Origin of the sequence: Saccharothrix sp. ALI-22-I (assembly GCF_001984175.1) — a bacterium.
Classification (GTDB): Bacteria; Actinomycetota; Actinomycetes; order Mycobacteriales; family Pseudonocardiaceae; genus Actinosynnema.
The window spans coordinates 634,700-659,231 of record NZ_MTQP01000068.1 but is presented as its reverse complement, the minus strand read 5'-3'; the positions used below and the strand labels follow the sequence as shown (position 1 = coordinate 659,231).

Genomic DNA, 24,532 nt, shown 5'->3' with positions numbered 1-24,532 from the left:
TCGCTTTACCGCCGGCTTCAGCGGGCTTCCAGCTCCGCCCAACCACCGCCACGCGCCAGCACGGCCCGCACGTCGGCGGCGTGCTCGATCACGCCCGCCAGGTCGCTGTGCAGCAACGCCGCCCGGTCCGCGTCGACCGGCAGCACGTCCTCCCGCCACAGCTCGACGGGCAGGCTCACCACGAACACCACGGAATCGACCAGCCGCAGCACCACCGCCGACCGGTCACCGACATAAGTGCCGCGAATCCGGTCGCACTCGGCCAGGATCTCCCGCAGCCCGCCGACGGCCGCCGCCGGTGTGCCGTCCCACTCGGCCGACGGCCACAGCCGGCAGCTCAGCGCCAGCCACAGCCGCCACCCGGCGGCCGACTCGGCCTCGTCCCGCGGTCGCCAACCGTCCATCACCCCACTGTGCGGGCGCGACCGGGCGCCCGCACAGCGGAGATGACGCGTCACACAGATAACGCAGCCCACACGTGGACATCGCCCACAGATCAACAGATCCGCGTCACGCGCGCGCGGGCACCTTCTCCTCGTCGTCGTCGGACTGCAGCGAGTCGACCAGCGCAGCGCGGTCGGCCGACGGTTCCGGCTTGATGAGGAGCCCGATCACCAGGTACAGCACCAGCGACACCAGCAGCGGCCAGGACACGATCACCGCCGAGGTGACGAACTCGACCTTGCTCTGCTGCATCACGTACAGCACCACCCATGTGCCGAGACCGCCGATCACCGAGGTCGTCGCGGCGGTCGGGCCGACCTTCTTGAACCACGGCAGCAGGCCGAGCATCAACGGGATCGCGATCGGACCCATGGTGGCCGCCACCAGGTCGAGCACGATCTTGAGCACGAACCCCTTGGTGTCCGCGGTCAACGCGACCGTCATGCTCAGCCCGATGAACGCGAACGTGGTGATCCGCGCCAACTGCAACTGCGCGGACTCGCTGAGCCGCGTCACGCCCTTCCACAGCTTGGGCAGCATGTCGCGGGTGATGACCGCGGAGATCACGTTGGCGTCCGAGGACACCATCGCCATGGTGTGCGAGAAGAAGCCCGCGAGGATCAGGCCCACCATGCCCGCGGGCAGCATGAGCTTGCCCATCTCGACGTAGGCCTGCTCGGCGGCGGGGCCCTCCAGGCCGGGCACGATCAGCGGCGCGGCCCACATCGGGAAGAACAGGATCAGCGGCCAGATCAGCCACAACGCGCTCGACAGCAACGCGGAGCGCTTGGCGGCGGCGCCGGACGGCGCGGCCATGTAGCGCTGCGCCAGGTTCCACATGCCGCCGTTGTACTCCAGCGTCTTGATCAGGAACAACGCCATGAAGAACAGCAGTGTGTACTGGCCGTTCAGCGGCTGGGAGTGCGCCTCGGGGAGCTGGTCCCAGATCTCCCACATGAAGCTGATGCCGCCGAAGTGCGCGGCCACCGCGACGAACATGGCGATGCCCGCCGCGCCCTGGATGATGAACTGGCCGAAGTCGGTCAGCGCGTCCGCCCACAGTCCGCCGAGAACGGAGTAGACCATCGTGACGACGCCGACGAGCGTGATGCCGAGCCACACCGGGACGCCCGCGAAGCCTTGGAGCAGCAACGCGACCGCGACCCACTTGGCCGAGATGTCCACGACCTTCAACGTCGCCCCGGCCCACGCCATGATCTGCTGGGTCGGCACGTTGTAGCGGCGGGCCAGGTACTCCAGCGGCGACTTGACGCCGTGCTTGGAGCGCAGCCGGTTCCAGGCGCCCGCCCAGAGGAACGCGCCGATGCCGACACCGATGCCGATCGTCAGCGCCCACCAGATGTAGACGGTGAGGCCGAGGAGATAGGCCTGGGAGGCGAAGGCCACGAACATGACGGCGCTGTAACCGGACATGTGGTGCGAGATGCCGGACAACCACCAGGGCATCTTGCCGCCCGCGGTGAAGAAGTCGGCGATGTTCTTGATCCGCCCGCGTGACCAGTAGCCGATCGCCACCATCACGAAGAAGTACCCACCGACGACGACCCAGTCGAGGGTGTCCATGAGGCCTCCACGAGTGCTCGGCCCACGGGTGGCAGCGCGTGATTCGGCGGCGGCGGTGCGCGGCTTCCCACATGGGTGTGTGACGTAGGTCTTACGAGGCTGTTGCTTCTGACGGAAGGCCACACAAGGTCATTGAGTCACATTCGTGACTGTTATTCACGTATGTGACCGGATCCATCCGCGCTACACGGAAAGAAATTCGCAAAATTCGCGTCATGGCTCGTACCCGGAGCGGTCGCACCGACATGCGAACCGGTGTCAACGCGCGTCCGCTCACACCAGGTGGTGATCGGCGCGCCTCCGGGCCCGGGGTCGCGTTGGTGGACCCCGTGCCCCTGTTCCGCGAAGGGCTGGCGGCCGTGGTGCGGCGCACCCCCGCGATGCACTGGCTGGGCTCCACCGGGCACCTGCACACGGCGGTCCGGATGCACGAACGGTTGCGCCCCGACGTGCTGCTCGTCGACTCCGTGCTCGACCCGCAGGGGCACCTGGCGACGCTGTTGACCGGCAACGACCCGGCCCTGGTGGTGATCTCCCTGGTCCGCGAACCGCACCGGACAGCGAAGTACGTGCGTTCGGCCCTGTCGGCGGGCGTGCGCGGGATGGTGCCGAGAGCCGGGGAGATCGGCGAGGTGCTGCAGGCCATCGCCCGCGGTCACGCAGAGCGGACGTACCTGGACCCCACACTCGCGCCGCTCGCGGCCGGCTTCACGCCGACGGCCGACGCCGGGACACGGCGATCGCTGTCACGCCGGGAGTACGAGGTGTTACAGCTCATCGCGGACGGCCTGGAGAACCAGGCGGTCGCGAACGAGCTGTACGTGTCAGTGGAAACCGTGCGCACGCACGTGAAGAACATCCTCCGCAAACTCCGAGCCAAGGACCGCACCCACGCCGTCTCCCTCGCCTACCAGGCCGGCCTCCTGTCCGGCGGTGTCCCCCGCCCCTGAGCGGTTGCCCACAGCCCGTGCGTTGCCCACAGCCTGGGCGGTTGTCCACAGGCCGAGCGGTTATCCACAAGCCGGGCCTGACCACTGCGAATCGTCGGATCCCGCCGGCAGGATCAAGAACAGGGGGTCCCCCCGGCGGGGACGCCTGCGGAGCACGCACTCGCGCGCCGGCCTGCGTGAGTCGTCTGCTTCGACGCCGCGCGTGGCCTGCTCCGGCACCTCGAACGTTGCGGCCCGTAACCGCGCAGCTCAGGCTCGTCTGATTCGCCACAACCGGGTGCTCGGCCTTGCCGGGGTTACTGACAGGTAATACCCTGTTGTTACCGGTCAGTAGGGGACCGCCCCGACCAGCATGGAGTGAGCGACGAGATGGGTCACTACAAGAGCAACGTCCGAGACCTCGAGTTCAACCTCTTCGAGGTCTTCAACGTGCAGGACCACCTCGGCACGGGGCCGTTCGAGCAGTCCGACGAGGACACCGCGCGCGGCGTGCTTGCCGAGCTCAACAACTTGGCGGTCGGGCCGCTGGCGGAGTCCTTCGCCGACGCCGACCGCAACCCCCCGGTCTTCGACCCGAAGACCCACTCGGCAACGCTGCCGGAATCGTTCAAGAAGTCCTACCAGGCGCTCTGGGACGGCGAGTGGTACCGCCTGTCCCTGCCGAACGAGCTGGGCGGCTTCGGCATCCCGCCGTCGGTGCAGTGGGCGGCTTCCGAGCTGATCCTGGGCGCCAACCCGGCCGTCTACATGTACCTGGCCGGCCCGAACTTCGCCTCGGTCGTCTACCGCAACGGCACCGAGCAGCAGAAGCGCTGGGCCGAGATCATGATCGAACGCGGCTGGGGCGCCACGATGGTGCTCACCGAGCCGGACGCCGGTTCCGACGTGGGCGCGGGCCGCGCGAAGGCCGTGCTCCAGGACGACGGCACCTGGCACATCGACGGCGTGAAGCGGTTCATCACCTCCGCCGACCAGGACATGACCGAGAACATCATGCACCTCGTGCTCGCGCGTCCCGAGGGTCCGGGGATCGAGCCGAAGCCGGGCACCAAGGGTCTGTCGCTGTTCCTCGTGCCCAAGTGGCACTTCGACCCGCAGACCGGCGAGTCGACCGGCGAGCGCAACGGCGCCTTCGTCACCAACGTCGAGCACAAGATGGGCCTCAAGGTCTCCACCACGTGCGAGCTGACGTTCGGCCAGCACGGCGTCCCGGCCAAGGGCTGGCTGCTCGGCGAGGTGCACAACGGCATCGCGCAGATGTTCCAGGTCATCGAGTACGCCCGGATGATGGTCGGCACGAAGGCCATCGGCACCCTGTCCACCGGTTACCTGAACGCCCTGGCCTACGCCAAGGATCGGGTGCAGAGCGCCGACCTGACCCGGATGACGGACAAGACCGCGCCGCGCGTCACCATCACCAACCACCCGGACGTGCGCCGCAGCCTGATGCTCCAGAAGGCGTACGCCGAGGGCATGCGCGCGGTCTACCTGTACACCGCGACGCAGCAGGACAAGATCGCCCTGGGCGGCCCGGACAAGGAGTTGGCGGAGAAGGTCAACGACCTGCTGCTGCCGATCGTCAAGGGCGTCGGCTCGGAGCGCGCGTACGAGCAGCTGGCGCAGTCCCTGCAGACGCTGGGCGGCTCCGGCTTCCTCCAGGAGTACCCGATCGAGCAGTACATCCGGGACTCGAAGATCGACTCGCTGTACGAGGGCACCACAGCCATCCAGTCGCTGGACTTCTTCTTCCGGAAGATCATCCGCGACAAGGGCCAGGCGCTGGGCTACCTGAACGGCGAGATCCAGAAGTTCCTGGACAACGAGTCGGGCAACGGTCGCCTCAAGGAGGAGCGCGCGCTCCTCAAGCAGGGTCTGGAAGACCTCCAGGGCATGCTCGGCGCGCTGGTCGGCTTCCTGACCAGCTCGCAGGAGGACGTCCGGAACCTCTACAAGGTCGGCCAGAACACCGTCCGACTGCTGATGACCGCGGGTGACGTCCTGGTGGGCTGGCTGCTGCTGCGCCAGGCCGACGTGGCGCTGACCAAGCTCGACGGCCAGGTCTCGGCCAAGGACAAGGCGTTCTACGAGGGCAAGGTCGCGGTGGCGTCGTTCTTCGCCAAGTCCGTGCTGCCGGAGCTGACCGCGCGCCGCAAGATCGCCGAGGCCACCGACAACGCCCTCATGGACATCGACGAGGCCTCGTTCTGACCCGGAATTGTCGGACCTTGCGGGCAGAATGAATGCAAGGGTTCCCCTTGGCGGGGACCTCTGCGGGAGCTTGAAGCGGCAGGGCGGCACCCCGAACGTGTGGGGTGCCGCCCTTCGGCTGTCGCGGCGTCGGCGAGCCCGGCGTCCTCACGAGACCCCGCCGTCTGATCGATGTTCTTGCCGCTGTCCGGCACGGCACCGATGGTCCCGCCGATCGAGCCCGGTCGACGCGCAGTGATGCGGCTTTCCGCCAGGAGGAGGAAGCGCGGCTCAGCCCTTGTGGGCCTTGGCGGCGGCGAAGCAGTAGGCGCCGAAGCCGAGGAAGCCGACCGCGATCACGGCGAGCGCGATGAGGCCGTAAGGCTGCGCGGCCAACGTGTGCAGCGCCTTGTCCAGGCCGCCGGACTCGGACGGGTTGGCGTTGATCGCGGCGAGGGCGACCAGGATGCCGATCAGGACGTACGACGCGCCCTTGCCGATCCAGCCGATCCGGCCCAGTCGCTCGACCCAGAGCCGCGTGCCGTCGGGCAGCTCGGACATGTTCAGGTCGTCCTCGAACGACCTCTTCACGCCCTTGCGCGCGACCGCCACCCCGAGTCCCAGCACGAACACCGCCACCGCACCCACGAGGACCTGGCCGAACGGCAACGCGAGCACGCGTGCCGTCCACGTCTGGGACTGCTCGGTGGAGCTGCTCTGCGACGACCCGGTCGCGTAGCCGATCGCCGCGATCCCGATGACCGTGCCGGTGATGGCGCGGCCGACCGAGCCGCACTTGCGGTACACGCGTTTGCGCTTCTTGCTCACCCACCCGTAGCCGGACACGGCCATGATGAGCTGCCAGCCCGCGAAGGCGAACAGACCGATCGCCAGCACCCACAGCAGCACCGGACCGATCGACGTCTGGGCGAGGGTGGAGACCGCGCCCTTCTGGTCGGTCCGCTCCCCGGTGTCACCGAGGACCACTTGCGCCGTCAACGCCGCCAGCAGCACGTGGACGAGCCCGTAACACACCATCCCGGCGCGCCCGAGCACCTGCACGGCCGGATGTCTTCGCACTTCTTGCCCGGTGGTAGCCACGATCGGGTGAATACCCCGTCGTGGCTACCACCAACCACGGGCACTCAGCCGCCGGCCGGCGGCGGCTCGCAGACGATCTTGAACTGCGGGTCGTACCGGACGGTCCGGCTCTCCTGGCGGGACTGGCCGGTGCGGCGGTCGGTGATGGTGCGGGTGTCGGTGACCGAGAACCCGGGCACGCCGTTGCTCGGCTGGCAGTCCGGCTTGTTGACCTTGCGCTCCTGCGGCTGGGTCGGGTTGAAGTCGGCGCTGGTCGAGCTGGTCACGTCGTAGTTCTTGGTGCCCCAGAGCACGATCCTGATCGACGACGGCGTCCAGATCGTCTGGATCGCCACCCCGGTGTCGTCCGGGTTGGTGAACTTGATGTCGATCAGGCTGTTGCCCGCGCCATCCATGAACACCGTGGCTTCGCGTCCCTTCGGGTACCGCGTGATCCAGTAGCTGTGCTCCTTGTGGCCCGCGTCCTTCATGCCCGCGAAGTACGCGGCGTTGTAGAGCGTGGTGGCGAACTGCGAGATACCGCCGCCGACAGCCTTGCCCGGGACGCCGTTCTCGATGATGCCCGCCTCGACGTAGCCCTGCGCGGTGCCACGCGGACCGGTGTGGCCGTTGAGGCTGAACGTCTCGCCCGGCTTCACGATCGCGCCGTTGACCTTCTCGGCCACCACGCGGATGTTGGTGCCGGACGCGGCCACGAAGCCACCGGTCGAGAACTCGCCGATGATCTCCTTGATGCCCATCTTGTTCGCCTGCTCGGTGGTCACCTTGGCGGGCGTGTGCTTGTACTCGGCCTTGATCGCACGGTTGTCGGCGCGCTTGAGCACGTCGAGCGTCGTGGCCAGGGACTTGTCCCAGTCGACGCCGAGGCCGTCCACGGACTCCTTGACCACCGGCCGGCCGCCCTCGAACACGATCTGGGCGTCCTTGCCCTCCTTCTCCGTGTCCTTCAGCTGCGGACCGGCGTGCTCGACGACCTTGGCGTTGTCGACCTTCGCGGTCAGGCTGCCGTCGTCGGTGGGCTCGAACACCAGCACGGTGGCCAGCTGCTCGGGCGTGAGCGTCGCGTCCTTGCCCTCGCCCTGGATGATCAGCGGCGCGGCGGTGGCGGGCTTGGCGACCTCGTCGAGGGCCTTCTGCACGCCCTCCTTGGTCGTCTTGACCGGGGTGGTGGCCACCGGCAGCTCGACCGTGCCGCCGTCCGCCCAGCCGGCGAGCAGCTTGTCCGACGCGCCGGGCACGTCCAGCTTCTGGCCCTGCCTCGGGTCGACCGCGACCGGCGTGGCGCCCTCGAACTTGATGCCGCCCTCGGCCGGTTCGTGGTCGGTGGTGGCCTTCAGGCCCTCCAGCGCGGCGGCCAGCTTGGCCTCGTCGCTGGTGGTGGCGAAGCCGACCTCACGGGAGGTGAAGAACGAGGTGACGCGGGTGAACGGGGACAGCGGCTGGCTGCCCGCGCGCTCCAGCGTGGCGGTCCAGTCCAGCTCCAGGCCGGCCGCCTTCGGGTCGATCTCGGTCTCGACATCGCCCGCGCGTGCCTTGACCGGCGCGGCCAGGCGGGGGCCGATCTCGTCGCGCAGCTTCTGCTCGGCGTCGGTGTGGCTCATGCCGCCGACGTCCACCCCCGCGACCGTGACGCCGCGCGGCACGTCGCCGCCGGAGACGACCATGTCCAGGCCGTAGAGGACGACCATCACGCCGAGCACGGCGGCGGCGATCAGGCCGCCCTTGCGCAGGCGCTTGCGGCGGGCGTCGGCCTCGTCGGTCTCGGTGTCGCGGTCGACCATCACCGGGCCGTAGACGGTGGCCTCGGCGGGCTCCGGCACGGTCACCGGTGCGGCGAAGACCGTGGTGGCCTCCGAGGGCGACGGCGGTCGGCCGAAGCCACCGGGCGGGGTGTTGATCGCGCGGGTCTGCTCGGCGGCGGCAGACGGTCGGCCGAAGCCACCCGGCGGGGTGTTGATCGCGCGGGTCTGCTCGGCGGCGGCAGGCGGCGGCGTGAGGGCTCGGGTCACGTCACCGGACGGCATGATCGCCTGGGTCGCGTCGGCGCCCCTCGGCGGTGCGTCGCGCGGTGGGTTGTGCGTCGGGTGCTGCGTCACGTTGTGAGAGACGCTCGGAGGGGCCGCCGCGTTGTCGGGGCCGCCCGATGGAGGGGTCACGTTACGCACAGTCGCCGTGGCGTCCGGCTCCCCGTCCGGCTCGTCCTGGGGCCACTCGGCCTCCTGGACCGGGCCCGCGGAGAGCTTCGTCGTGCGCTCCGAAGCGGTGCCCGACGGGCGGACCGGCTCCATGGCCGTGGTCCGCTCAGCGTCGTACTCCGGTCGCTGGTTCTCCGGCACCGCTCCCCCTCTTGCTCTCCGCAAGGTTCCCGGGACTGCTTACCCGACCGTCGTCACGTGTTGATCACGGTCGAGCCGCTCACAGGTTTCACAGCAGAATTCACAGGTAAAGCCCGGTCCCGTGCTCCGTCCGCTCCGTCGCGGTGGCGTGCACGTCCCGTTCTCGCATGACCAGGTAGGTCTGGCCCTGCACCTCGACCTCGAACTGGTCGTCCGGGTTGAACAGCACCCGGTCGCCGACCTTGACGTGCCGCACGTTCGTGCCGACCCCGAGCACATCCCCCCAGGCCAGGCGCTTGGCCATCTGGGCGGTCGCCGGGATCACGATGCCACCGCTGCTGCGTCGCTCGCCGTCCTCCGGCGAGATCCGCACCATCACGCGGTCGTGCAGCATCTGGATCTCGAGCTTGACATCGGGCACCGGCAGAGTCTAGATGCTCTCGTCGAGCCCGCCCATCATCAGGGGTAGCCGGTGCGGCCCGTCTTTTACCACGCGGACCGGCACACCCCAGTCCTGGCGGGCCAGTTTGCACACCGGGTGCTCGACGTTGGGGTCGTCCGCGCAGCTCGCGGCCTGGGCGACGACGTGCAGCACGCCTTCGGTGAAACCTTCCGCGATGCGCAGCGTGCGGACCAGGTCGGTGCCGACGCCCGCGCCCGCTTCCAGCAGCTCGGGCGGGGAGCTGGTGATCTCCAGGCGGGTGGACGGGCCGTACCGGTCGTCCAGCTTCTGGCCGGTCGGCGGGGTGAAGACGACGGCGAGTTCCAGGTCGCCGGGCGCGATCTCCGACGGCGGGCGGCGGACCTTGTGGGCGTCGCCGCTGACCAGCTGTACGCCGGGTGCGACCGGGCGTTCCAGGCGGTGCGCGGCGGAAGCGACGACGACCAGTTCGCCGTCCACCAGGACCGCGTCGGACGGTTCGGCGATGTCGGCGGCCAGGGTGGACACCTCTCCGGTCTCCGGGTCGTAGCGGCGGATCGCGCCGTTGTAGGTGTCGGAGATGGCGATCTGGTGGTCGGGCAGGACCGTCACGCCCAGCGGGTGCTGGAGCAGCGCCTGGTCGGCCGGGCCGTCGCGGTGGCCGAAGTCGAACAGACCCTTGCCGATGGCGGTGTGCACGGTGCGGTCGGCGTCGAGCCAGCGCAGCGCGGAGGTTTCCGAGTCGACCAGCCACAGTCGGTCGCCGTCGGCCGCGAGGCCCGAGGTCTGGGCGAAGAACGCCTCCTCGGCCGGACCGTCGTGCAGGCCTTCGACGGTGGTGCCGGCGAGGCGTTCGAGGCGGCGTTCCAGGGGCTTGAACAGGCCGAGGGTGTGGTTGCCGGCGAGGGCGATGGCGACGCCCCGGGCGGGCTCCCACCAGGTGACGTCCCACGGGCTGGTGAGATCGATCACATCGGCCGGGCCGTCGGTGTCGCCGTCGCGCCACTGCTCGCCGGTGCCGGCGATCGTGGTGACCTCGCCGGTGTCCAGGTCGAGGCCGCGCAGGAGGTGGTTGACCGTGTCGGCGACGACGGCGTGGTAGCCGACCCGCGCGGCGACGTCGTCGGGGAGGAGGGCGATGCCGGCGGGCTCGGAGAAGGTGGGGTTCAGGCCGTCCTGGCGGCCGCGTTCGCCGGTGCCGATGCGCCGGATCACGGTCTCGCCGTCGAGGTCCAGCTCCACCAGGCTGTGGTGGGCGGAGTCGCTGACCAGGAGGGTGTTGTCCTTCGTGAGGACGGCCTTCGCCGGGAACCGGAGTTCGGTCGCCCTGGGCGGCGGCGCGACGTAAGGGCCGTCACCGCGGTGGAGGGTGCCCTTGGCGTCGTGCTCGGCGGCGATCTCGGACACGATCTGCCGCAACGCGTCGAGGTGACCCTCGCCGGCGGCGACGTGCACGACGTAGCCCTCGGGGTCGACCAGCACGAGCGTGGGCCACGCCTTCACCGCGTAGTTCTGCCACGTCGTCAGCTCGGGGTCGTCCAGCACGGGGTGCTCCACCTCGTACCGCTCCACGGCCGCTTCCAGCGCCGCCGCCTCGGCTTCGTGCACGAACTTGGGCGAGTGGACACCGACGGTGACCAGGACGTCGGCGAACTCGGCTTCGAGGGGACGCAGCTCGTCGAGCACGTGCAGGCAGTTGATGCAGCAGAAGGACCAGAAGTCGAGCAGCACGATCTTGCCGCGCAGGTCGGCCAACTTGATGTCCCGCCCACCCGTGTTGAGCCACCCGCGACCCACCAGTTCGGGGGCGCGGACACGGGCACGGCGGCGTTGTGCGGTCGTCACGACGGGAGTCAACACGAGTCGCACATCGACCTATTTCCCCGTCCACCGAATGGGACGGCTAGCGGGGGACTGTGCGGGGGCCGAGGACGGCGGCGTTCAGGGCTTGGACGCGGTGGCGGAGGGCGCGGTCGGCGGTGATGACCGTGCAGGGGCGGTCCGGGGTGTTGGTGCGGACCACGTCGACGATGGTGTCGTCGCCTGAGCCGGGGGCGGAGACGACGCGGACGCCGGGGATCGACTCGACGTGCCGGGCCTTGCCCTCGACTACCAGGACGACTTCGAGCGGGCCGGGAAGTGTCGGCAGGCCGTTCTCGGCCACCTCGACGAGGTTGTCCCGCAGGCGGGTGGCGGCGCCGGCGCGGTCGCGCCACCAGCCGTCCGGGACCGAGCCGACGACGTTGGCCGCGTCGACGACCAGGAGCGGAGGCGTCATCGGGTCATGCTCTCAGCAAACGCTCAAGAAACTGTCGTACCCCGGTGGCACGATGGTGTTGTCCGTGGGGGACAGGCAGAACACGCAGGGGGAGATGGTGATGAACAGGCGCGCCCGAAGAAGGGACGACACCTGGAACGGCTCGGCCACGGCCGGATAGCCGGACATGGGAAACCCCGCGGTGCTGCCAGGTCGGGGGTCCGACAGCATCGCGGGGTCATCTGGAACATCGAGACACGATCGTGGACTGTTACATCCCCTACCAGGTGTGACACAGATCACGTTTCGATGTGACGAGACCCTGCCGCGCGGGAGGTGCGGCAGGGCTTCGTCGTTCCCCTCAACCGGAGCGTTAACGACGGGGCACACACCCGGTGTCGATCGGGTGGTCGTCACGCGCGCCGGGAGGTCTTCAGTCAGCGGAGGGTGTTGCCCTGCGCCTGAGCGATCGCCATCAGCTCGTGACGCATGGCCGGGGTGGGCGCCATGTCGATCGCGCGGGCGACAGCCTTGCGGTTGCGAGCCTCGACACGACGAGCGCGGAGCTTCGCAGTGAAGTTCATTGGGGATTCATCCCTCTCAAAGATTCTCGGTGGTGTGCCTCAAGTATGCACCCTTGCACGCGCGAGTGCACCCGATCTTCCGGTGAGGTGCCGCACATGCCGACGAATCATCGGCAGACACCTATTGGGTCCCGACGATTCGTCTGGCGTTCACCTGGCAGGCCGGACGCGCCGAGGACAACTCTCTAGCGTGCACGCTAGATCACCCAATGCGACCGAAGCGACCGAATAACCGCAGGTCAGGACGGGTCAGTCCTCGCGACCGAGCAGGAACCGGCCGAAGTGCGGCACGGTGAACGCGATCTGCCCGCGTTCGGCCGAGTACACCAGCCCCTTCTTGATCAGGCTGTCCCGCGCCGGCGACAACGACGACGGCTTGCGCCCCAGGTGGTCGGCCACCTGCGCGGTGTTCACGCCCGCGTCCTTGCCGTCGGTCAGCTCCGCCATCGCCCGCAGGTACTCCCGCTCGGCCGGCGTCGCCCGCTCGTACCGCGACCCGAAGAACCCGACCGCCAACTCGGAGTCCGCCTCCGGCGCGGCCACCGCCACGTCCATCGCGGTGATCGGGTCGGCGGGCGCCGCGTCCCACGCCGCCTTGCCGTAGGCCTGGATGAAGTACGGGTAGCCGCCGGACGCGTCGAACAGCGCGTCCAACGCCTCCGGCTCGATGCCCGCCTCCTCGCGGTCGACCGGCGCCAACACCGCCCGGTCCGCGTCCTCCCGCGTCAGCCGGTCGATCCGGACGTACCGGAACAGCCGTTCCGAGTACGACTTCGACGCCGACAGCAGGGCGGGCAGGTGCGGCAGCCCGGCGCCGACCACGACCAGCGGCGCGCCGGACTGCGACAGTTCGTGGCAGGCCGCGCACAACGCCGAGATGTCGTCCGCCTGCACGTCCTGCATCTCGTCGATCAGCAGCGCCACCCCGGTGCCGACGTCCTGCGCCAACTCGGCGACCTCGGTGAACAGCTCCACCAGGTCGATCTCGATGTCACCGGAATCCGCCCGGCCGACCGTCGCGGGGACGTCGATGCCCGGCTGCCACCGGTCGCGCAGCTTCGCGTCCTCCGGGTTGGCCCGCAGCGCGAACGCCTTCAGCACCCCGAGCACGGCCTCCACCCGGTCCGGCGCGCGGTGCCGCACGGCCAGGTCGCGGATCGCCCGGTGCAGCGCCGCCGACAGCGGCCGGCGCAACCCCGCCTCGGGCCGTGCCTCGATCTTCCCGGCGCCCCAGCCGCGTTTCACCGCCATCGAGCGCAGCTCGCCCAGCAGCACGGTCTTGCCGACGCCGCGCAGGCCGGTGAGCACGAGGCTGCGTTCCGGCCGGCCGCGCGCGACCCGTTCGAGCACCACCTCGAACGCGCGGAGCTCCTTGTCGCGCCCCGCCAACTCGGGTGGCCGTTGGCCCGCACCGGGGGCGAACGGGTTGCGCACCGGGTCCATCCTCGGACGGTATCGAGGTGTCTACGACCAATCCAATACTCGGACCGTGTCGGTGCGTATTCGGCAATCTAGTCTTGCCGCTATATAGCGCTATCGAGTGGCATGACCGGTAGCGTCGGCGCCATGGCTGAGGTGGTGACGAAGGGCGTCGGCAAGGTCGAGCGGACCGCCGACCGTGCCGAGGTGCAGGTGAGCTTCGAGACGACGGGCTCGACGCGCAACGAGGCGGTGGACGCGCTGACCGCGCGGATCGCCGCGGTGGAGCCCGCGTTCGACCGGCCGGGTGTCGAGGTGCGGTCGCGGCAGCTCAACGTGCACGACAACTGGAACGGCAGGCATCGTTCCGGCAGCCGTGCCGTGCAGAACTACGTGGTGCGGATCAACGACATCACCGGCATCGACGACCTGCTCGCCACCCTGGTGACCGCCGAGCCGACGTGGCTCAACGGGCCGACGTGGCAGCTCACGAACGACGCGGACGCGGTCCGGGAGGCACAGCGCGAGGCCGTGCTGGACGCGCGCCGCCGTGCCGAGGGCTACACGGAAGCCCTCGGCGCACGGCTGGGCCCGCTCCAGCGACTGACCGACGGTGACGCCGAGGTGTGGGCGACCGAGTCGCACCGGGTGATGGCGGCCGGCTACGGCGGCGCCCCCGGCGTTCCGCCGCAGATGGACCAGCTCAACCTGGAGGCACAGCAGATCGTGGTCACCGTCCGCTGCACGGCCTCGTGGACACTCCTCGACTGATCCCACCGACTCGCGCGTTCTGAACGTTCAACTCGCCCGTTCCGAACGTTGGACACGCGCGTTCTGAACGTTGGACACGCGCGAGAGTCGAACCTTCGCGTCGCGAGAGTCGAACGCTCAGCTAGGCCGAGTTCAACGTTCAGGTCGGGGGCACGGGTGTCCTGAGTGTTGAACTCACGGGGCTTGAGCGTTCGACTCTCGCGACCGGAAGGTTCGACTCTCGGGTGTGTGTGGTTAGCGTTCGAGGATTGCGGTGATGCCTTGGCCGCCGGCGGCGCAGATGGAGATGAGGCCTCGGCCGGAGGGTTCTTCGGCTAGGAGTTTGGCGAGGGTGGCGACGATGCGGGCGCCGGTGGCGGCGAAGGGGTGTCCGGCGGCTAGGGATGAGCCGTTGACGTTGAGCTTGGAGCGGTCGATGGGGCCCAGTGGGGCGTCCAGGGCGAGTTTGGTCTTGCAGAAGTCGGGGTCTTCCCAGGCCTTCAACGTCGTGAGGACTTGTGAGGCGAATGCCTCGTGGATCTCGTAGAAGTCGAAGTCCTGCAACGTGAGGCCGGCTCGGGTCAGCATCCGCGGCACGGCGTAGGCGGGTGCCATGAGGAGGCCCTCGGCGCCGTGCACGTAGTCGACGGCGGCGGTCTCGGTGAACGTGAGGTAGGCCAAGACCGGCAGGTTGCGGGCGGCGGCCCACTCCTCGGACGCCAGCAGGACGGTTGAGGCGCCGTCGCTGAGCGGGGTGGAGTTGCCCGCGGTCATGGTCGCGCCCTCGCCGCGGCCGAACACCGGCTTGAGCTTGGCCAGCTTCTCCACCGACGAGTCCGGCCGCAGGTTCTGGTCGCGGGTCAGGCCCCGGAACGGGGTGACGAGGTCGTCGAAGAACCCGCGCTCGTACGCGGCGGCGAGGTTGCGGTGGCTGGCGGCGGCCAGTTCGTCCTGCTCCTCACGCGAGATGCCCCACTCGCGGGCAGTGATCGCGGCGTGCTCACCCATGGACAGGCCGGTGCGCGGCTCGCCGTTGCGCGGCACGTCCGGGATCACGTGCTTCGGGCGCAGTTTCAGCGCGGTGCGCAGCTTGGCGCCGGTGCTGCGAGCCCGGTTGAACTCCAGCAGCACACTGCGCAGGCCCTCGTTCACGCCGATCGGCGCGTCGCTGGTGGTGTCCACGCCGCCCGCGATGCCGACCTCGATCTGCCCCAAAGCGATCTTGTTCGCCACCGCGATCACGGCCTGAAGACCGGTGCCGCAAGCCTGCTGCATGTCGTAACCAGGAGTTTCGGGTGACAGCCTGCTGCCCAGCACGGCCTCGCGGACCAGGTTGAAGTCGCGGCTGTGCTTGAGCACCGCGCCCGCGACGACCTCGCCGAGCCGTTCGCCCTGCAGGCCGAACCGACCGACCAGGCCGTCCAGGGTGGCGGTGAACATGTCCCGGTTCGACGCCGTGGCGTAAGGGCCGTTCGAGCGGGCGAACGGGATGCGGTTGCCGCCGAGGATGGCTACTCGGGCCATGTCGTCCTCCAGGGTGGTGGGCACTTGATGCCCAATGTTACCTACTGGTCAGTAGACTTACTATCAAGTAGGGAGTGTGATGTGGACATGGATCGATACCAGTCGTTCGCCAACTCCGGCCTCGGGCGGTTCGTCGTGGGCAAGCTGGGTCTACCCGACCCGTACCCGTTGCGCCGCCACTCACCCGCACAGCCTCCCCTCGACGGGCCCGCGCTGCTCGGCGGGAGCGGGCGGCTGGTCGACCCGGTCGGCACGGTGGTGAAGGACATCGGGCTCGACGTGGTGTCGGACGCCGATCGGTATGGGGCACTGGTGTTCGACGCGTCCGGGATCGACTCGGTCGAGCGGTTGCGGGAGCTGTACGAGTTCTTCCAGCCGGTGATCCGGTCGCTCGCGCCGTGCGGTCGGGTCGTCGTGCTGGGCACGCCACCCGAGCAGGCCGAGTCGCAGGTGGCGCAGCGCGCGCTGGAGGGGTTCACGCGCAGCGTCGGCAAGGAGCTCAAGCGCGGCGGCACGGCGCAGCTGGTGTACGTCGCGCCCGGTGGTGAGGGTGCGATCGAGTCGACGTTGCGGTTCCTGCTGTCGGGGCGGTCGGCGTACGTGTCGGGACAGGTGATCAGGATCGGACCGGCCGACGTCGAGGCGCCGGAGGACTGGGACCGGCCGCTGGCAGGGAAGGTCGCGCTGGTCACCGGCGCGTCGCGGGGTATCGGTGCGGCGATCGCCGAGGTGCTGGGCCGCGACGGCGCGCACGTCGTGTGCCTGGACGTGCCCGCGCAGGGCGAGGAGCTGTCCGCGGTGGCGAACCGGGTCGGCGGTTCCGCGCTCCAACTGGACATCACCGCGTCGGACGCGCCCGCGCGGATCGTCGAGCACGTCACCCAGCGGCACCAGGGCGTGGACGTCGTGGTGCACAACGCGGGCATCACGCGGGACCGCACGCTCGGGCGGATGGACGTGGACCGGTGGGACGCGGTGATCGCGGTGAACCTGGCGTCGCAGGAACGGGTCAACGAGGCGTTGTTCGCGGCGGACGCGGTGCGGCCCAACGGGCGGATCATCGGCGTGTCGTCCATCGCGGGCATCGCCGGGAACGTCGGCCAGACCAACTACGCCACCACCAAGGCGGGCGTGATCGGCATGGTGGACTCGCTGTCCCGGCAGGTCGCGGGGCGGGCCACGGTGAACGCGGTCGCGCCGGGGTTCATCGAGACCGGGATGACCGCCGCGGTGCCGCTGTTCATCCGCGAGGCGGGGCGGCGGATGAACAGCATGGCGCAGGGCGGGCTGCCGGTGGACGTCGCCGAGACGATCGCGTGGTTCGCGCACCCGGCGTCGGCCGGGGTGAACGGCAACGTCGTGCGGGTGTGCGGGCAGAGCCTGTTGGGGGCGTGATGACGAACCTGACCCTGCTCTACGCGAAGGCCGCGCTGACCGGGTTCACCCGGCGCGGCACCGAACTACCGGAGTCCTCTTTGGACGCCGAGATCACCGTCGACCCGGAGCACTTGGCCCGGTACAACAAGGTGTGCGGGTTCGGCGTGCGCGACGAGCTACCGATCACGTATCCACACGTGCTGGGGTTCGGGTTGCAGATCCGGCTGATGACCGGACGGGAGTTCCCCTTCCCGCTGCCCGGTCTGGTGCACGTGGCCAACCGGATCACGCAGCACCGGCCGTTGCTGGTGCCCGAACCGCTGTCGCTGCACGTGGTGCTGGCGAACCTGCGGCCGCACGCGCGCGGACAGCAGTTCGACGTGGTGACGACGGTGTGCGTGGAGGGTGAAGAAGCGTGGGTCGATGTGTCGACTTATCTCCGGCGCGGCCGTGGGGTGCCCGAGCGCAAGCCCCCGCGTGAGGAGCCGCCCGTGCCGACGGCGACGTGGCGGCTGCCCGGCGACCTCGGCCGGCGGTACGCGGACGTGTCCGGCGACCGGAACCCGATCCACCTGCACGCGTTGACCGCGAAGGCGTTCGGCTTCCCCCGGGCCATCGCGCACGGGATGTGGTCCAAGGCCCGCTGCCTGGCCGCGTTCGAAGGCCGACTACCCGACGCGTACGAGGTCGACGTGCGGTTCAAGGCGCCGATCCCGCTGCCGGGCGAGGTCGATTTCTCGACCTCTCCCACCGGTGACGGCCGGCGGTTCGCGCTGTGGTCGCACCGGCCGCACCTGGAGGGCGTGATCAGCGGCTGACGTTGTCGGCCAACGTGCGCAGGAGGGCGCGCAGCCGGGCGGTGTCCTCCTGGCCGAGGTTCATCGCGTCGCCGATCGCGGGCGGCACGTCCTTGGCGCGTTCGCGCAGCTCGTCACCGTGTCCGGTGAGCACTATCCGGACCGACCGCTCGTCGTCCGGGCGGCGTTCGCGGCGGATCAGACCGGCCGACTCCAGGCGCTTGAGCAGCGGCGAGAGGGTGCCGTAGTCCAGTTGGAGCGCGGCGGCGAGGTCCTTCACCGGGACCGACCCACGCTCCCACAGCACCAGCATCACCAGGTACTGCGGGTAGGTCAGGCCCAGGTCGTCCAGCAGCGGCCGGTACCGCGCGGTGACGGCCCGAGAGGCCGCGTAGAGCGCGAAGCAGAGCTGGTCGTCCAGCTCCAGGGTGAAGTCCCGCATGTCGTCCTACCTCCCTGCGACCCCTATGACTGAGCTCACCATACACCTGCACCCGTTTAGATTGTGCACAACTTAATTGGGCGCTACTGTTCGCTCCTGTCAGGTTCAGCACGACGTCGAAGGAGCCCGAAGATGACCGTCCTGGAGCCGGCCGCCGCCGAGTTCGCCGCCGCCACCGCCAACCCGCCGTACCTGTTCGACCTGGGGCCGGTCGAGGGCCGCAAGGCCGTGGACGGAGTCCAGTCCGGCGAGGTGTTCAAGCCCGAGATCGCCGAGGAGTGGGCAACCGTCGGCGAGGTGCCCGTCCGGATCGTCCGCCCGGTCGGCGCGACCGGCACGCTGCCCGTCGTCCTCTACATCCACGGCGCCGGCTGGGTGTTCGGCAACGCCCACACGCACGACAGACTGGTCCGCGAGCTGGCCGTCGGCGCCGGCGCGGCCGTGGTGTTCCCCGACTACAGCCTCTCGCCCGAGGCGCACTACCCGGTGGCGTTGGAGGAGAGCTACGCCGTCGCGCAGTGGATCGTCACGGAGGGCTCCGACCGCGGGCTGGACGCGTCACGCCTGGCCGTGGCGGGCGACTCGGTCGGCGGGAACATGGCCGCCGCGCTGACCCTGCTGGCCAAGGAACGCGGTGACGTGGCGTTCCGGCAGCAGGTGCTGTTCTACCCGGTGACCGACGCGTCGTTCGACACGCCGTCGTACCACGAGTTCGCCGAGGGCTACTTCCTGCGCCGCGACGCGATGCAGTGGTTCTGGGACCAGTACACGACTTCCGAGAAGGAGCGCGCCGAGATCACCGCCTCGCCGCTGCGGGCGTCACCGGAGCAGCTGACCGGGCTGCCGCCGGCGCTGGTGATCACCGCCGAGGCCGACGTGCTGCGCGATGAGGGCGAGGCCTACGCGAACAAGCTGCGCGAGGCCGGCGTGCCGGTGACCGCGGTCCGCTACCAGGGCGTGATCCACGACTTCGTGATGGTCAACGCGCTGCGCGAGACCCACGCCGCCGAAGCCGCGATCAGCCAGGCCGTGGCCGTGCTGAAGGGCGCGCTGGCTTAGTCCTCGGGGCTGCGCTCGGCCCTCCGTGACGGCGGGTGCCACACGTCACCCGCCACGAGGTCCCCGAAACCCATCCAGACCAGGTTCATGAGCCGGGCGGCGACCACGCCGGCCGGCTCCTGGGGGTTGTCCAGCCACCAGTCGGCCAGCGACTCGCCCGCCCCGACCAGTGCCGCGGCCAGCGACTCGGCCTCCTTGTCGCCCGCCCGCGGCACGTTGCTGAAGTCCGACGAGTGCACCAGCAGCGCCGCCACCAGCCCGATCGCCCGGCCACGCATATCGGCCAGCTCCTCGGCGAACGGCCCGCCCTGCGAGGACGCCTGCCGGTGCAGGACCTGCCAGCTGGCGCGGTTCTCGCCGACGAACCCGAAGAACGCCCGCAGTCCGCTCCACAGCTGGACGTCCGGCGGCTCCTCGGCCTCGACGCCGGTCGCGATCGCCTCCATCATCCGTGTCGCCTCACGGCGGATGCACGTGGCGAAGAGCTCTTCCTTGGAGCCGAGGTAGGCGTACAGCATGGGCTTGGAGATGCCCGCGACCTCGGAGATCTCGTCCATCGACGCGGCGTGGAAACCCAAGCGCGAGAAGACGTCCACCGCGGCGTCCATGATCTGCCGCTCGCGCACCGCGCGCGGCAGTCTCTTGGCCCGACCCGAGCGGACCGGTTGCTCTGCGTGCATCGCACCCCCTGGATGGCTGGGCACAAGATTACTCTGAGCCCCCTTGCCGCCTTACCTACTCACCAGTAGTCTTACCACGGAGTAGGTAGCGGAGGTGCCATCCACATGACTATCGACCTCACCACCGAGGCGATCGCGAAGCTCAGCCCGCAAGAGCTGATCTCAACGCTCCAGCAGGTCGATCCGGGCGCCCCCGCGCTCAGGGACATCGACATCGACGTCATCGCGCGCGGCATCGACCCGAAGCAGCTGGGCCGGGACGAGTTCGCCGACCTGCTGAGCGCGCTCGGCAGGCTGGCCGACGGCGGAGCCGACCTCGACCTGGCGAAGATGGACCCGCAGAACTTCGCGCGGATCATCTCGCGCGCGTCCAAGGACCAGATCGAGTCCGTGACGTCCCGGCCCGGTCTGCGCGAACGCGTGCTCGACGAGGTGTTCCGGCGCATGGAGGTGCACTTCCGCAGCGAACGCGCGGGCGCCACGCGCGCCGTCGTGCACTTCCGGCTGACCCACGACTCCTCGGGCACGCCGGACTCCGACGACGTGTACGAGGTGATCATCGAAGACGCGGCGTGCACGATCAACAAGGGCGAGACCCGTGACTCCAGGGCCACTGTGACGTTGGGACCAGTGGAGTTCCTGAAGCTCGCGACCGGCAACGCGTCGGCGCCGGTGCTGTTCATGACCGGCAAGCTGAAGGTCAAGGGGGACCTCGGCTTCGCGGCGGGGTTCATGAGCCTGTTCAACATTCCGAAGGCGTGAGGGGACCATGGGCGGTTTTTCGCTGGAGCTCAACGAGGACCAGCTTGACCTGCGCGAGTGGGTGCACGGCTTCGCGAAGGACGTGATCCGGCCCGCGGCGTCCGAGTGGGACGAGCGGGAGGAGACCCCGTGGCCGGTGATCCAGGAGGCGGCGAAGATCGGCCTGTACGGGTTCGAGTCGCTGGCCACCTGGTTCGCCGACCCGATCGGGCTGTCGTTGCCGATCGCCACCGAGGAGCTGTTCTGGGGTGACGCGGGGATCGCGTTGGCCCTGATGGGGACCGGGTTGGCGGCGGCGGGGATCTTCGCGTCCGGCTCTCCGGAGCAGTTGGCCGAGTGGGTGCCGGAGTGCTTCGGGACGGAGGACGAGCCGAAGCTGGCCGCGTTCTGCGCGTCCGAGCCGCAGGCCGGGTCGGACGTGGCCGGGTACCGGACGCGGGCGGTGTACGACGAGGCGTCGGACGAGTGGGTGCTCAACGGGCAGAAGGCGTGGGCGACGAACGGCGGGATCGCGAACGTCCACGTCGTGACGGCGGTAGTCGATTCGGCTCTGGGCGCACGGGGCCAGGCCGGTTTCGTCATCCCGCCCGGCACGCCTGGGTTGTCGTCACCGGGGAAGATCAAGAAGCACGGGATGCGGGCTTCGCACACAGCGGACGTGTTCCTCGACGACGTGCGCGTGCCGGGTCGGTGCTTGTTGGGCGGCAAGGAGCGGTTGGACGCACGGCTGGCGCGGGCCCGTGAGGGGCAGAAGGCCGGCGGGCAGGCGGCCATGGCGACGTTCGAGACGACCCGCCCGACCGTTGGCGCGATGGCCGTCGGTGTCGCGCGTGCGGCTTACGAGTACTCGCTGGGGTACGCGAAGGACCGCGAGGCGTTCGGCCGGAAGATCATCGAGAACCAGTCCATCGCCTTCGACCTGGCCAACATGAAGATGGAAATCGACGCCGCCCGCCTCTTGGTCTGGCGTGCGGCGTGGATGGGCCGCAACAACGTCCCGTTCACCGCGGGCGAGGGCTCGATGTCCAAGCTCAAGGCCGGCGAGGTGTCGGTGTGGGCAACAGAACGCGCAATCCACATCCTCGGCGGGGCCGGGTACACCCGCGAGCACCCGGTGGAGCGCATGCACCGTGACGCGAAGATCTTCACCATCTTCGAGGGGACGTCCGAGATCCAGCGATTGGTCGTGGCCAGGGCCATCTCCGGCATGTACATCAAGTGAGCTGATCTCCCAGGCCGTCGTCAGGCCGTCTGGGAAGTGGGCGGGGTCTTCAGGACGCGGAAGACTCCGCCCACTGCTTTCCGGCTTTCTTGCTCTCCGCAGCCGAATTGGCGCCCGAATGGATGTGTCGGCTAGGCCGAAGGGGGTAACCGCCCCCAATGTGAGCGCGTTGTCAGTGCTCGCATCCCCGGTGGGGAGGGCGGTAGCGGCCGCTGTTCCGGTGACACCGGGGGACGCCAGACACGACGAAGTCGGCTCCCGTCGCCCGGCCGCTACCGGTTGCGGGGCAGGAGAGCAGAACGATGACCAGTGGAATCACCGAGGCCATGGCCAACTGGGTCGGCCGCACCGTCTACGACACCGACGGCGAGAAGATCGGCAAGGTCGGTCAGCTCTGGACGGACGAGGACGACGGCCAGGCCAGTTGGGTCACCGTGCGCACCGGGCTGTTCGGCATGAACGAGACGTTCGTGCCCGTCCAGGGGATGCACGCCCGCAGCGACGGCGACTTGGAAACGCCGTTCGCCAAGGCCCAGGTCAAGGACGCCCCGAACATCAGCCCGGACAGCGGGCACATCGACCACGACCAGGAGTCCCGCCTCTACTCGCACTACGGCCTCACCGGTGGCGGGCAGACGCGGGAGGTCGGCAGCCGGCATGAGGCGGTGGGCCGCGAGCCGGTCGGGCGCGACACGTCAGGGCCGACCACGGATGACGCGATGACCCGCTCGGAGGAGCGCCTGCGAGTGGGCACCGAGAAGCGGGAAGCAGGACGTGCCCGGCTGCGCAAGTACGTGGTCACCGACACGGAGCAGGTGTCCGTCCCCGTCACCCGTGAAGAGGTCCACCTCGAACGTGAGCCGATCACCGAGGCCAACCGAGGACGGGCGATGTCGGGCCCCGAGATCTCCGAGGAGGAGCACGAGGTCACCCTGCACGAGGAGCGCCCGGTGGTGGACACCGAGGCGGTTCCGGTGGAACGGGTGCGGCTGGCGAAGGAGCAGGTCACCGACACCGAGACCGTCTCCGGCGAGGTCCGCAAGGAGCGGATCGACGCCGATGACGCCGACGACGGCGGCAGGTCCACCCGGCGCTGACCACCTGCCGGACGCCGGCACGCCCCGCGTGACCGGTGGTCGAAGCCCCGAGGCGCACGAGCCCGGGGCTACGGCCGTGTGGCGGGTCACCAGCCGGGCCGTGACAGCCGGTTCGACCATTCCGCGAGGCGATCGAGCGGTGCGCCATCCCCTAGGCTCGCGCGCATGATCGGGGTGTTGCAGTGCGTTGTCCTTGATTGTCCGGAGCCCAAGGTGTTGGCCGAGTTCTACCAGGGGATTTTCGGTGGTGAGGTCGACCGGCCGGATCGCCGCTGGACGTTGAACGACGAGTGGTCGACGCTGCACACCGACTCGATCGTGCTCGGCTTCCAGCGGGCGGCCGAGTACGTGGCGCCTGAGTGGCCCGATCCGCGGAAGCCGCAGCAGTTCCACTTGGACGTCGGGGTGGAGGACCTCGGCGTGGCCAAGGCCGAGGTCCTCCGGTTGGGCGGGACGTTGTTGGACGACTCCCACGAGGTGTGGTGGGTTTTCGCCGATCCCGTCGGGCACCCGTTCTGCCTGGTGTGGGAGTGAGTCAGCGGGCCGCGTCGGTCAGCCAGCGTCGGGCCGCCGTGGTGTCGGGGACGGGGTTCTCCCAGCCGTTGATCGTCGCGATCAACGCCCAGTAGCGCTCCGCCCTCGGGTCACCGAACTCCTCCAGCCGCTTGGCCAGTTCGGGGCCGACCGGCAGGTCCGCGGCCGCCGACCACCTCTCGTTGACGCGGGCGACGATCGCCTCGGCCTCGGGGGAACGCGGGTCCACACCGGCGTCCAACGCCTCGCGGGCCTGGGCGATCGCGTACTGGAACGCCTCCATCAGCTCCTGCGAAACACCGGACAGGTCGGCGCCCTCGGCCCGCAACTCGTGGTGCCGCTCCGACATCCGCCGGATCGACGTCCGGAAGTCAGGGTCGCGCACCATGTTCGCCAGCTCGATCCACGCCTCCAACTGCTCCGTCGACGGGTCGTCCGGCAATTCCACCCGGACCGACCGCATCATCTGCTCGAAGCCGGGATCCAACTCCAGACCGCCGAACACCTCGTCGAAGAAGTCGTCCAGGATCGCCTGCCGTTCTTCCTCCGACAGCCGCGCCAATTCGTGCACCATCTCCACCTCCCCGTTCCGCGCCACGACCCGCAGCACGGCCCGGCGCAACCGGAGCGTGCGCATCTGCGCGTCGATGGCTTCCGCGTGCGTCCGGGCCACGTCGGCCACGGACACCTCCCGCGCCAACACCCGCTGCGCCGTGGGCAGGTCCACGCCCAGGTCACGCAGGGTCCGCACGAGCTTGAGCCGCGCCAACCCGTCGACGTCGTAGGTGCGGAACCCGCCCGCCGTGCGCCCCGCCACGGGGATCACGCCGGAATCGGAGTAGAACCGGATCGTCCGCGTGGACAGCCCGGTCATCCGCGCCAGTTCGCCGATCGAGTAGTGCGTCACGGGACCACCCTGGACTCTCCAGTCACTGGAACTTCAACCCGATTAACGCATGATCCGGCGATGGCGGGCGGGCGGCAGTGCGGGAAAGAGGAACGCCG

At 69.5% G+C, this 24,532-nt stretch carries 23 protein-coding genes; 10 read left to right on the top strand and 13 right to left on the bottom strand.

Annotated elements, in window-relative coordinates; all coding sequences use genetic code 11:
* Positions 1-17: 17 nt before the first annotated feature.
* Both ALI22I_RS39800 and ALI22I_RS39795 read right to left on the bottom strand, forming a co-directional pair.
* Complete coding sequence (locus ALI22I_RS39800) at positions 18-404, bottom strand: hypothetical protein (RefSeq protein ID WP_077010734.1); 387 nt, start codon at positions 402-404, stop codon at positions 18-20.
* 106 nt (positions 405-510) lie between these two features.
* On the bottom strand, positions 511-2,028 hold the full coding sequence (locus ALI22I_RS39795; protein ID WP_077010733.1) for a sodium:solute symporter family protein: 1,518 nt from the start codon (positions 2,026-2,028) through the stop codon (positions 511-513).
* 320 nt (positions 2,029-2,348) lie between these two features.
* Here ALI22I_RS39795 and ALI22I_RS39790 point away from each other — a divergent pair, with 320 nt between their 5' ends.
* Together ALI22I_RS39790 and ALI22I_RS39785 are read left to right on the top strand one after the other, a co-directional pair.
* Positions 2,349-2,978 carry a response regulator transcription factor gene (locus tag ALI22I_RS39790; protein WP_238598786.1) on the top strand — a complete coding sequence of 210 codons (630 nt, stop codon included), beginning with the start codon at positions 2,349-2,351 and terminating at the stop codon, positions 2,976-2,978.
* A 369-nt stretch (positions 2,979-3,347) separates the two neighbouring features.
* Entirely contained in the window at positions 3,348-5,186 is a 1,839-nt protein-coding gene (locus ALI22I_RS39785; RefSeq protein WP_077010731.1) for an acyl-CoA dehydrogenase, read from the top strand.
* 270 nt (positions 5,187-5,456) lie between these two features.
* Here the strand turns inward: ALI22I_RS39785 and ALI22I_RS39780 are convergent, their stop codons facing one another.
* From ALI22I_RS39780 to ALI22I_RS39750, 7 genes are all read right to left on the bottom strand, one after another.
* Positions 5,457-6,266 (bottom strand): DUF1206 domain-containing protein, encoded by an 810-nt coding sequence (locus ALI22I_RS39780; protein WP_238598785.1) that lies wholly within the window; start codon positions 6,264-6,266, stop codon positions 5,457-5,459.
* Positions 6,267-6,310: 44 nt separating this feature from the next.
* Positions 6,311-8,602 carry a VanW family protein gene (locus ALI22I_RS39775; protein WP_077010729.1) on the bottom strand — a complete coding sequence of 764 codons (2,292 nt, stop codon included), beginning with the start codon at positions 8,600-8,602 and terminating at the stop codon, positions 6,311-6,313.
* 100 nt (positions 8,603-8,702) lie between these two features.
* Positions 8,703-8,996 (bottom strand): GroES family chaperonin, encoded by a 294-nt coding sequence (locus tag ALI22I_RS39770; protein ID WP_077011173.1) that lies wholly within the window; start codon positions 8,994-8,996, stop codon positions 8,703-8,705.
* Positions 8,997-9,032: 36 nt separating this feature from the next.
* Positions 9,033-10,868, bottom strand: a complete 1,836-nt coding sequence (locus tag ALI22I_RS39765; RefSeq protein WP_077011172.1) for an NHL domain-containing thioredoxin family protein — start codon at positions 10,866-10,868, stop codon at positions 9,033-9,035.
* Between the two features lie 58 nt (positions 10,869-10,926).
* Complete coding sequence (locus tag ALI22I_RS39760) at positions 10,927-11,301, bottom strand: NTP pyrophosphohydrolase (protein ID WP_077010728.1); 375 nt, start codon at positions 11,299-11,301, stop codon at positions 10,927-10,929.
* 416 nt (positions 11,302-11,717) lie between these two features.
* A complete protein-coding gene (locus ALI22I_RS51540) occupies positions 11,718-11,864 on the bottom strand; it encodes a hypothetical protein (RefSeq protein ID WP_179118511.1) in 147 nt (48 codons plus the stop codon).
* A 249-nt stretch (positions 11,865-12,113) separates the two neighbouring features.
* A complete protein-coding gene (locus ALI22I_RS39750) occupies positions 12,114-13,307 on the bottom strand; it encodes an ATP-binding protein (protein WP_077010726.1) in 1,194 nt (397 codons plus the stop codon).
* A gap of 123 nt (positions 13,308-13,430) precedes the next feature.
* Here ALI22I_RS39750 and ALI22I_RS39745 point away from each other — a divergent pair, with 123 nt between their 5' ends.
* Positions 13,431-14,054: an SIMPL domain-containing protein gene (locus ALI22I_RS39745; RefSeq protein WP_077011171.1), complete on the top strand. Its 624-nt coding sequence runs from the start codon at positions 13,431-13,433 to the stop codon at positions 14,052-14,054.
* A 234-nt stretch (positions 14,055-14,288) separates the two neighbouring features.
* On the opposite strand, the gene ALI22I_RS39740 is transcribed toward ALI22I_RS39745, so the two are convergent.
* Positions 14,289-15,557: an acetyl-CoA C-acetyltransferase gene (locus tag ALI22I_RS39740; protein WP_077011170.1), complete on the bottom strand. Its 1,269-nt coding sequence runs from the start codon at positions 15,555-15,557 to the stop codon at positions 14,289-14,291.
* A gap of 87 nt (positions 15,558-15,644) precedes the next feature.
* Between ALI22I_RS39740 and ALI22I_RS39735 the strand changes: the two genes are divergently transcribed.
* Both ALI22I_RS39735 and ALI22I_RS39730 read left to right on the top strand, forming a co-directional pair.
* Positions 15,645-16,952 (top strand): 3-oxoacyl-ACP reductase, encoded by a 1,308-nt coding sequence (locus ALI22I_RS39735; RefSeq protein ID WP_077010725.1) that lies wholly within the window; start codon positions 15,645-15,647, stop codon positions 16,950-16,952.
* Positions 16,952-17,752: a MaoC/PaaZ C-terminal domain-containing protein gene (locus ALI22I_RS39730; protein ID WP_077010724.1), complete on the top strand. Its 801-nt coding sequence runs from the start codon at positions 16,952-16,954 to the stop codon at positions 17,750-17,752. Before ALI22I_RS39735 ends, ALI22I_RS39730 begins: the two co-directional genes overlap by 1 nt.
* Here the strand turns inward: ALI22I_RS39730 and ALI22I_RS39725 are convergent.
* Positions 17,742-18,173: a MarR family winged helix-turn-helix transcriptional regulator gene (locus tag ALI22I_RS39725; RefSeq protein ID WP_077010723.1), complete on the bottom strand. Its 432-nt coding sequence runs from the start codon at positions 18,171-18,173 to the stop codon at positions 17,742-17,744. The genes ALI22I_RS39730 and ALI22I_RS39725 overlap by 11 nt on opposite strands.
* A gap of 132 nt (positions 18,174-18,305) precedes the next feature.
* Here ALI22I_RS39725 and ALI22I_RS39720 point away from each other — a divergent pair, with 132 nt between their 5' ends.
* On the top strand, positions 18,306-19,232 hold the full coding sequence (locus tag ALI22I_RS39720) for an alpha/beta hydrolase (RefSeq protein ID WP_077010722.1): 927 nt from the start codon (positions 18,306-18,308) through the stop codon (positions 19,230-19,232).
* Here ALI22I_RS39720 and ALI22I_RS39715 read toward each other — a convergent pair.
* Positions 19,229-19,912: a TetR/AcrR family transcriptional regulator gene (locus ALI22I_RS39715; RefSeq protein ID WP_077010721.1), complete on the bottom strand. Its 684-nt coding sequence runs from the start codon at positions 19,910-19,912 to the stop codon at positions 19,229-19,231. The two genes, ALI22I_RS39720 and ALI22I_RS39715, sit on opposite strands and share 4 nt — an antisense overlap.
* Positions 19,913-20,017: 105 nt before the next feature.
* Here ALI22I_RS39715 and ALI22I_RS39710 point away from each other — a divergent pair, with 105 nt between their 5' ends.
* The 4 genes from ALI22I_RS39710 to ALI22I_RS39695 all read left to right on the top strand — a co-directional run bounded on the left by ALI22I_RS39710 (position 20,018) and on the right by ALI22I_RS39695 (position 23,527).
* Complete coding sequence (locus ALI22I_RS39710; protein WP_077010720.1) at positions 20,018-20,674, top strand: SCP2 sterol-binding domain-containing protein; 657 nt, start codon at positions 20,018-20,020, stop codon at positions 20,672-20,674.
* Positions 20,675-20,681: 7 nt separating this feature from the next.
* Entirely contained in the window at positions 20,682-21,896 is a 1,215-nt protein-coding gene (locus ALI22I_RS39705) for an acyl-CoA dehydrogenase family protein (protein WP_077010719.1), read from the top strand.
* 302 nt (positions 21,897-22,198) lie between these two features.
* The gene (locus ALI22I_RS39700; RefSeq protein ID WP_077010718.1) at positions 22,199-22,993 is read left to right on the top strand and encodes a DUF2382 domain-containing protein; all 795 of its coding nucleotides are present in this window, start codon (positions 22,199-22,201) and stop codon (positions 22,991-22,993) included.
* 165 nt (positions 22,994-23,158) lie between these two features.
* Positions 23,159-23,527 carry a VOC family protein gene (locus ALI22I_RS39695; RefSeq protein WP_077010717.1) on the top strand — a complete coding sequence of 123 codons (369 nt, stop codon included), beginning with the start codon at positions 23,159-23,161 and terminating at the stop codon, positions 23,525-23,527.
* A gap of 1 nt (position 23,528) precedes the next feature.
* Here ALI22I_RS39695 and ALI22I_RS39690 read toward each other — a convergent pair whose 3' ends face one another.
* Positions 23,529-24,434, bottom strand: coding sequence for a helix-turn-helix domain-containing protein (locus ALI22I_RS39690; RefSeq protein ID WP_077010716.1), 906 nt, complete (start codon positions 24,432-24,434; stop codon positions 23,529-23,531).
* Positions 24,435-24,532 lie beyond the last annotated feature (98 nt).

Excerpts from the sequence above, each read along its gene's own strand:
- ALI22I_RS39800 (WP_077010734.1), bottom strand. The coding sequence starts at position 404 with ATGGACGGTTGGCGACCGCGGGACGAGGCCGAGTCGGCCGCCGGGTGG.
- ALI22I_RS39795 (WP_077010733.1), bottom strand. The coding sequence starts at position 2,028 with ATGGACACCCTCGACTGGGTCGTCGTCGGTGGGTACTTCTTCGTGATG.
- ALI22I_RS39785 (WP_077010731.1), top strand. The coding sequence starts at position 3,348 with ATGGGTCACTACAAGAGCAACGTCCGAGACCTCGAGTTCAACCTCTTC.
- ALI22I_RS39770 (WP_077011173.1), bottom strand. The coding sequence starts at position 8,996 with ATGCTGCACGACCGCGTGATGGTGCGGATCTCGCCGGAGGACGGCGAG.
- ALI22I_RS39760 (WP_077010728.1), bottom strand. The coding sequence starts at position 11,301 with ATGACGCCTCCGCTCCTGGTCGTCGACGCGGCCAACGTCGTCGGCTCG.
- ALI22I_RS51540 (WP_179118511.1), bottom strand. The coding sequence starts at position 11,864 with ATGAACTTCACTGCGAAGCTCCGCGCTCGTCGTGTCGAGGCTCGCAAC.
- ALI22I_RS39750 (WP_077010726.1), bottom strand. The coding sequence starts at position 13,307 with ATGGACCCGGTGCGCAACCCGTTCGCCCCCGGTGCGGGCCAACGGCCA.
- ALI22I_RS39745 (WP_077011171.1), top strand. The coding sequence starts at position 13,431 with ATGGCTGAGGTGGTGACGAAGGGCGTCGGCAAGGTCGAGCGGACCGCC.
- ALI22I_RS39740 (WP_077011170.1), bottom strand. The coding sequence starts at position 15,557 with ATGGCCCGAGTAGCCATCCTCGGCGGCAACCGCATCCCGTTCGCCCGC.
- ALI22I_RS39735 (WP_077010725.1), top strand. The coding sequence starts at position 15,645 with ATGGATCGATACCAGTCGTTCGCCAACTCCGGCCTCGGGCGGTTCGTC.
- ALI22I_RS39730 (WP_077010724.1), top strand. The coding sequence starts at position 16,952 with ATGACGAACCTGACCCTGCTCTACGCGAAGGCCGCGCTGACCGGGTTC.
- ALI22I_RS39725 (WP_077010723.1), bottom strand. The coding sequence starts at position 18,173 with ATGCGGGACTTCACCCTGGAGCTGGACGACCAGCTCTGCTTCGCGCTC.
- ALI22I_RS39720 (WP_077010722.1), top strand. The coding sequence starts at position 18,306 with ATGACCGTCCTGGAGCCGGCCGCCGCCGAGTTCGCCGCCGCCACCGCC.
- ALI22I_RS39715 (WP_077010721.1), bottom strand. The coding sequence starts at position 19,912 with ATGCACGCAGAGCAACCGGTCCGCTCGGGTCGGGCCAAGAGACTGCCG.
- ALI22I_RS39710 (WP_077010720.1), top strand. The coding sequence starts at position 20,018 with ATGACTATCGACCTCACCACCGAGGCGATCGCGAAGCTCAGCCCGCAA.
- ALI22I_RS39705 (WP_077010719.1), top strand. The coding sequence starts at position 20,682 with ATGGGCGGTTTTTCGCTGGAGCTCAACGAGGACCAGCTTGACCTGCGC.
- ALI22I_RS39700 (WP_077010718.1), top strand. The coding sequence starts at position 22,199 with ATGACCAGTGGAATCACCGAGGCCATGGCCAACTGGGTCGGCCGCACC.
- ALI22I_RS39695 (WP_077010717.1), top strand. The coding sequence starts at position 23,159 with ATGATCGGGGTGTTGCAGTGCGTTGTCCTTGATTGTCCGGAGCCCAAG.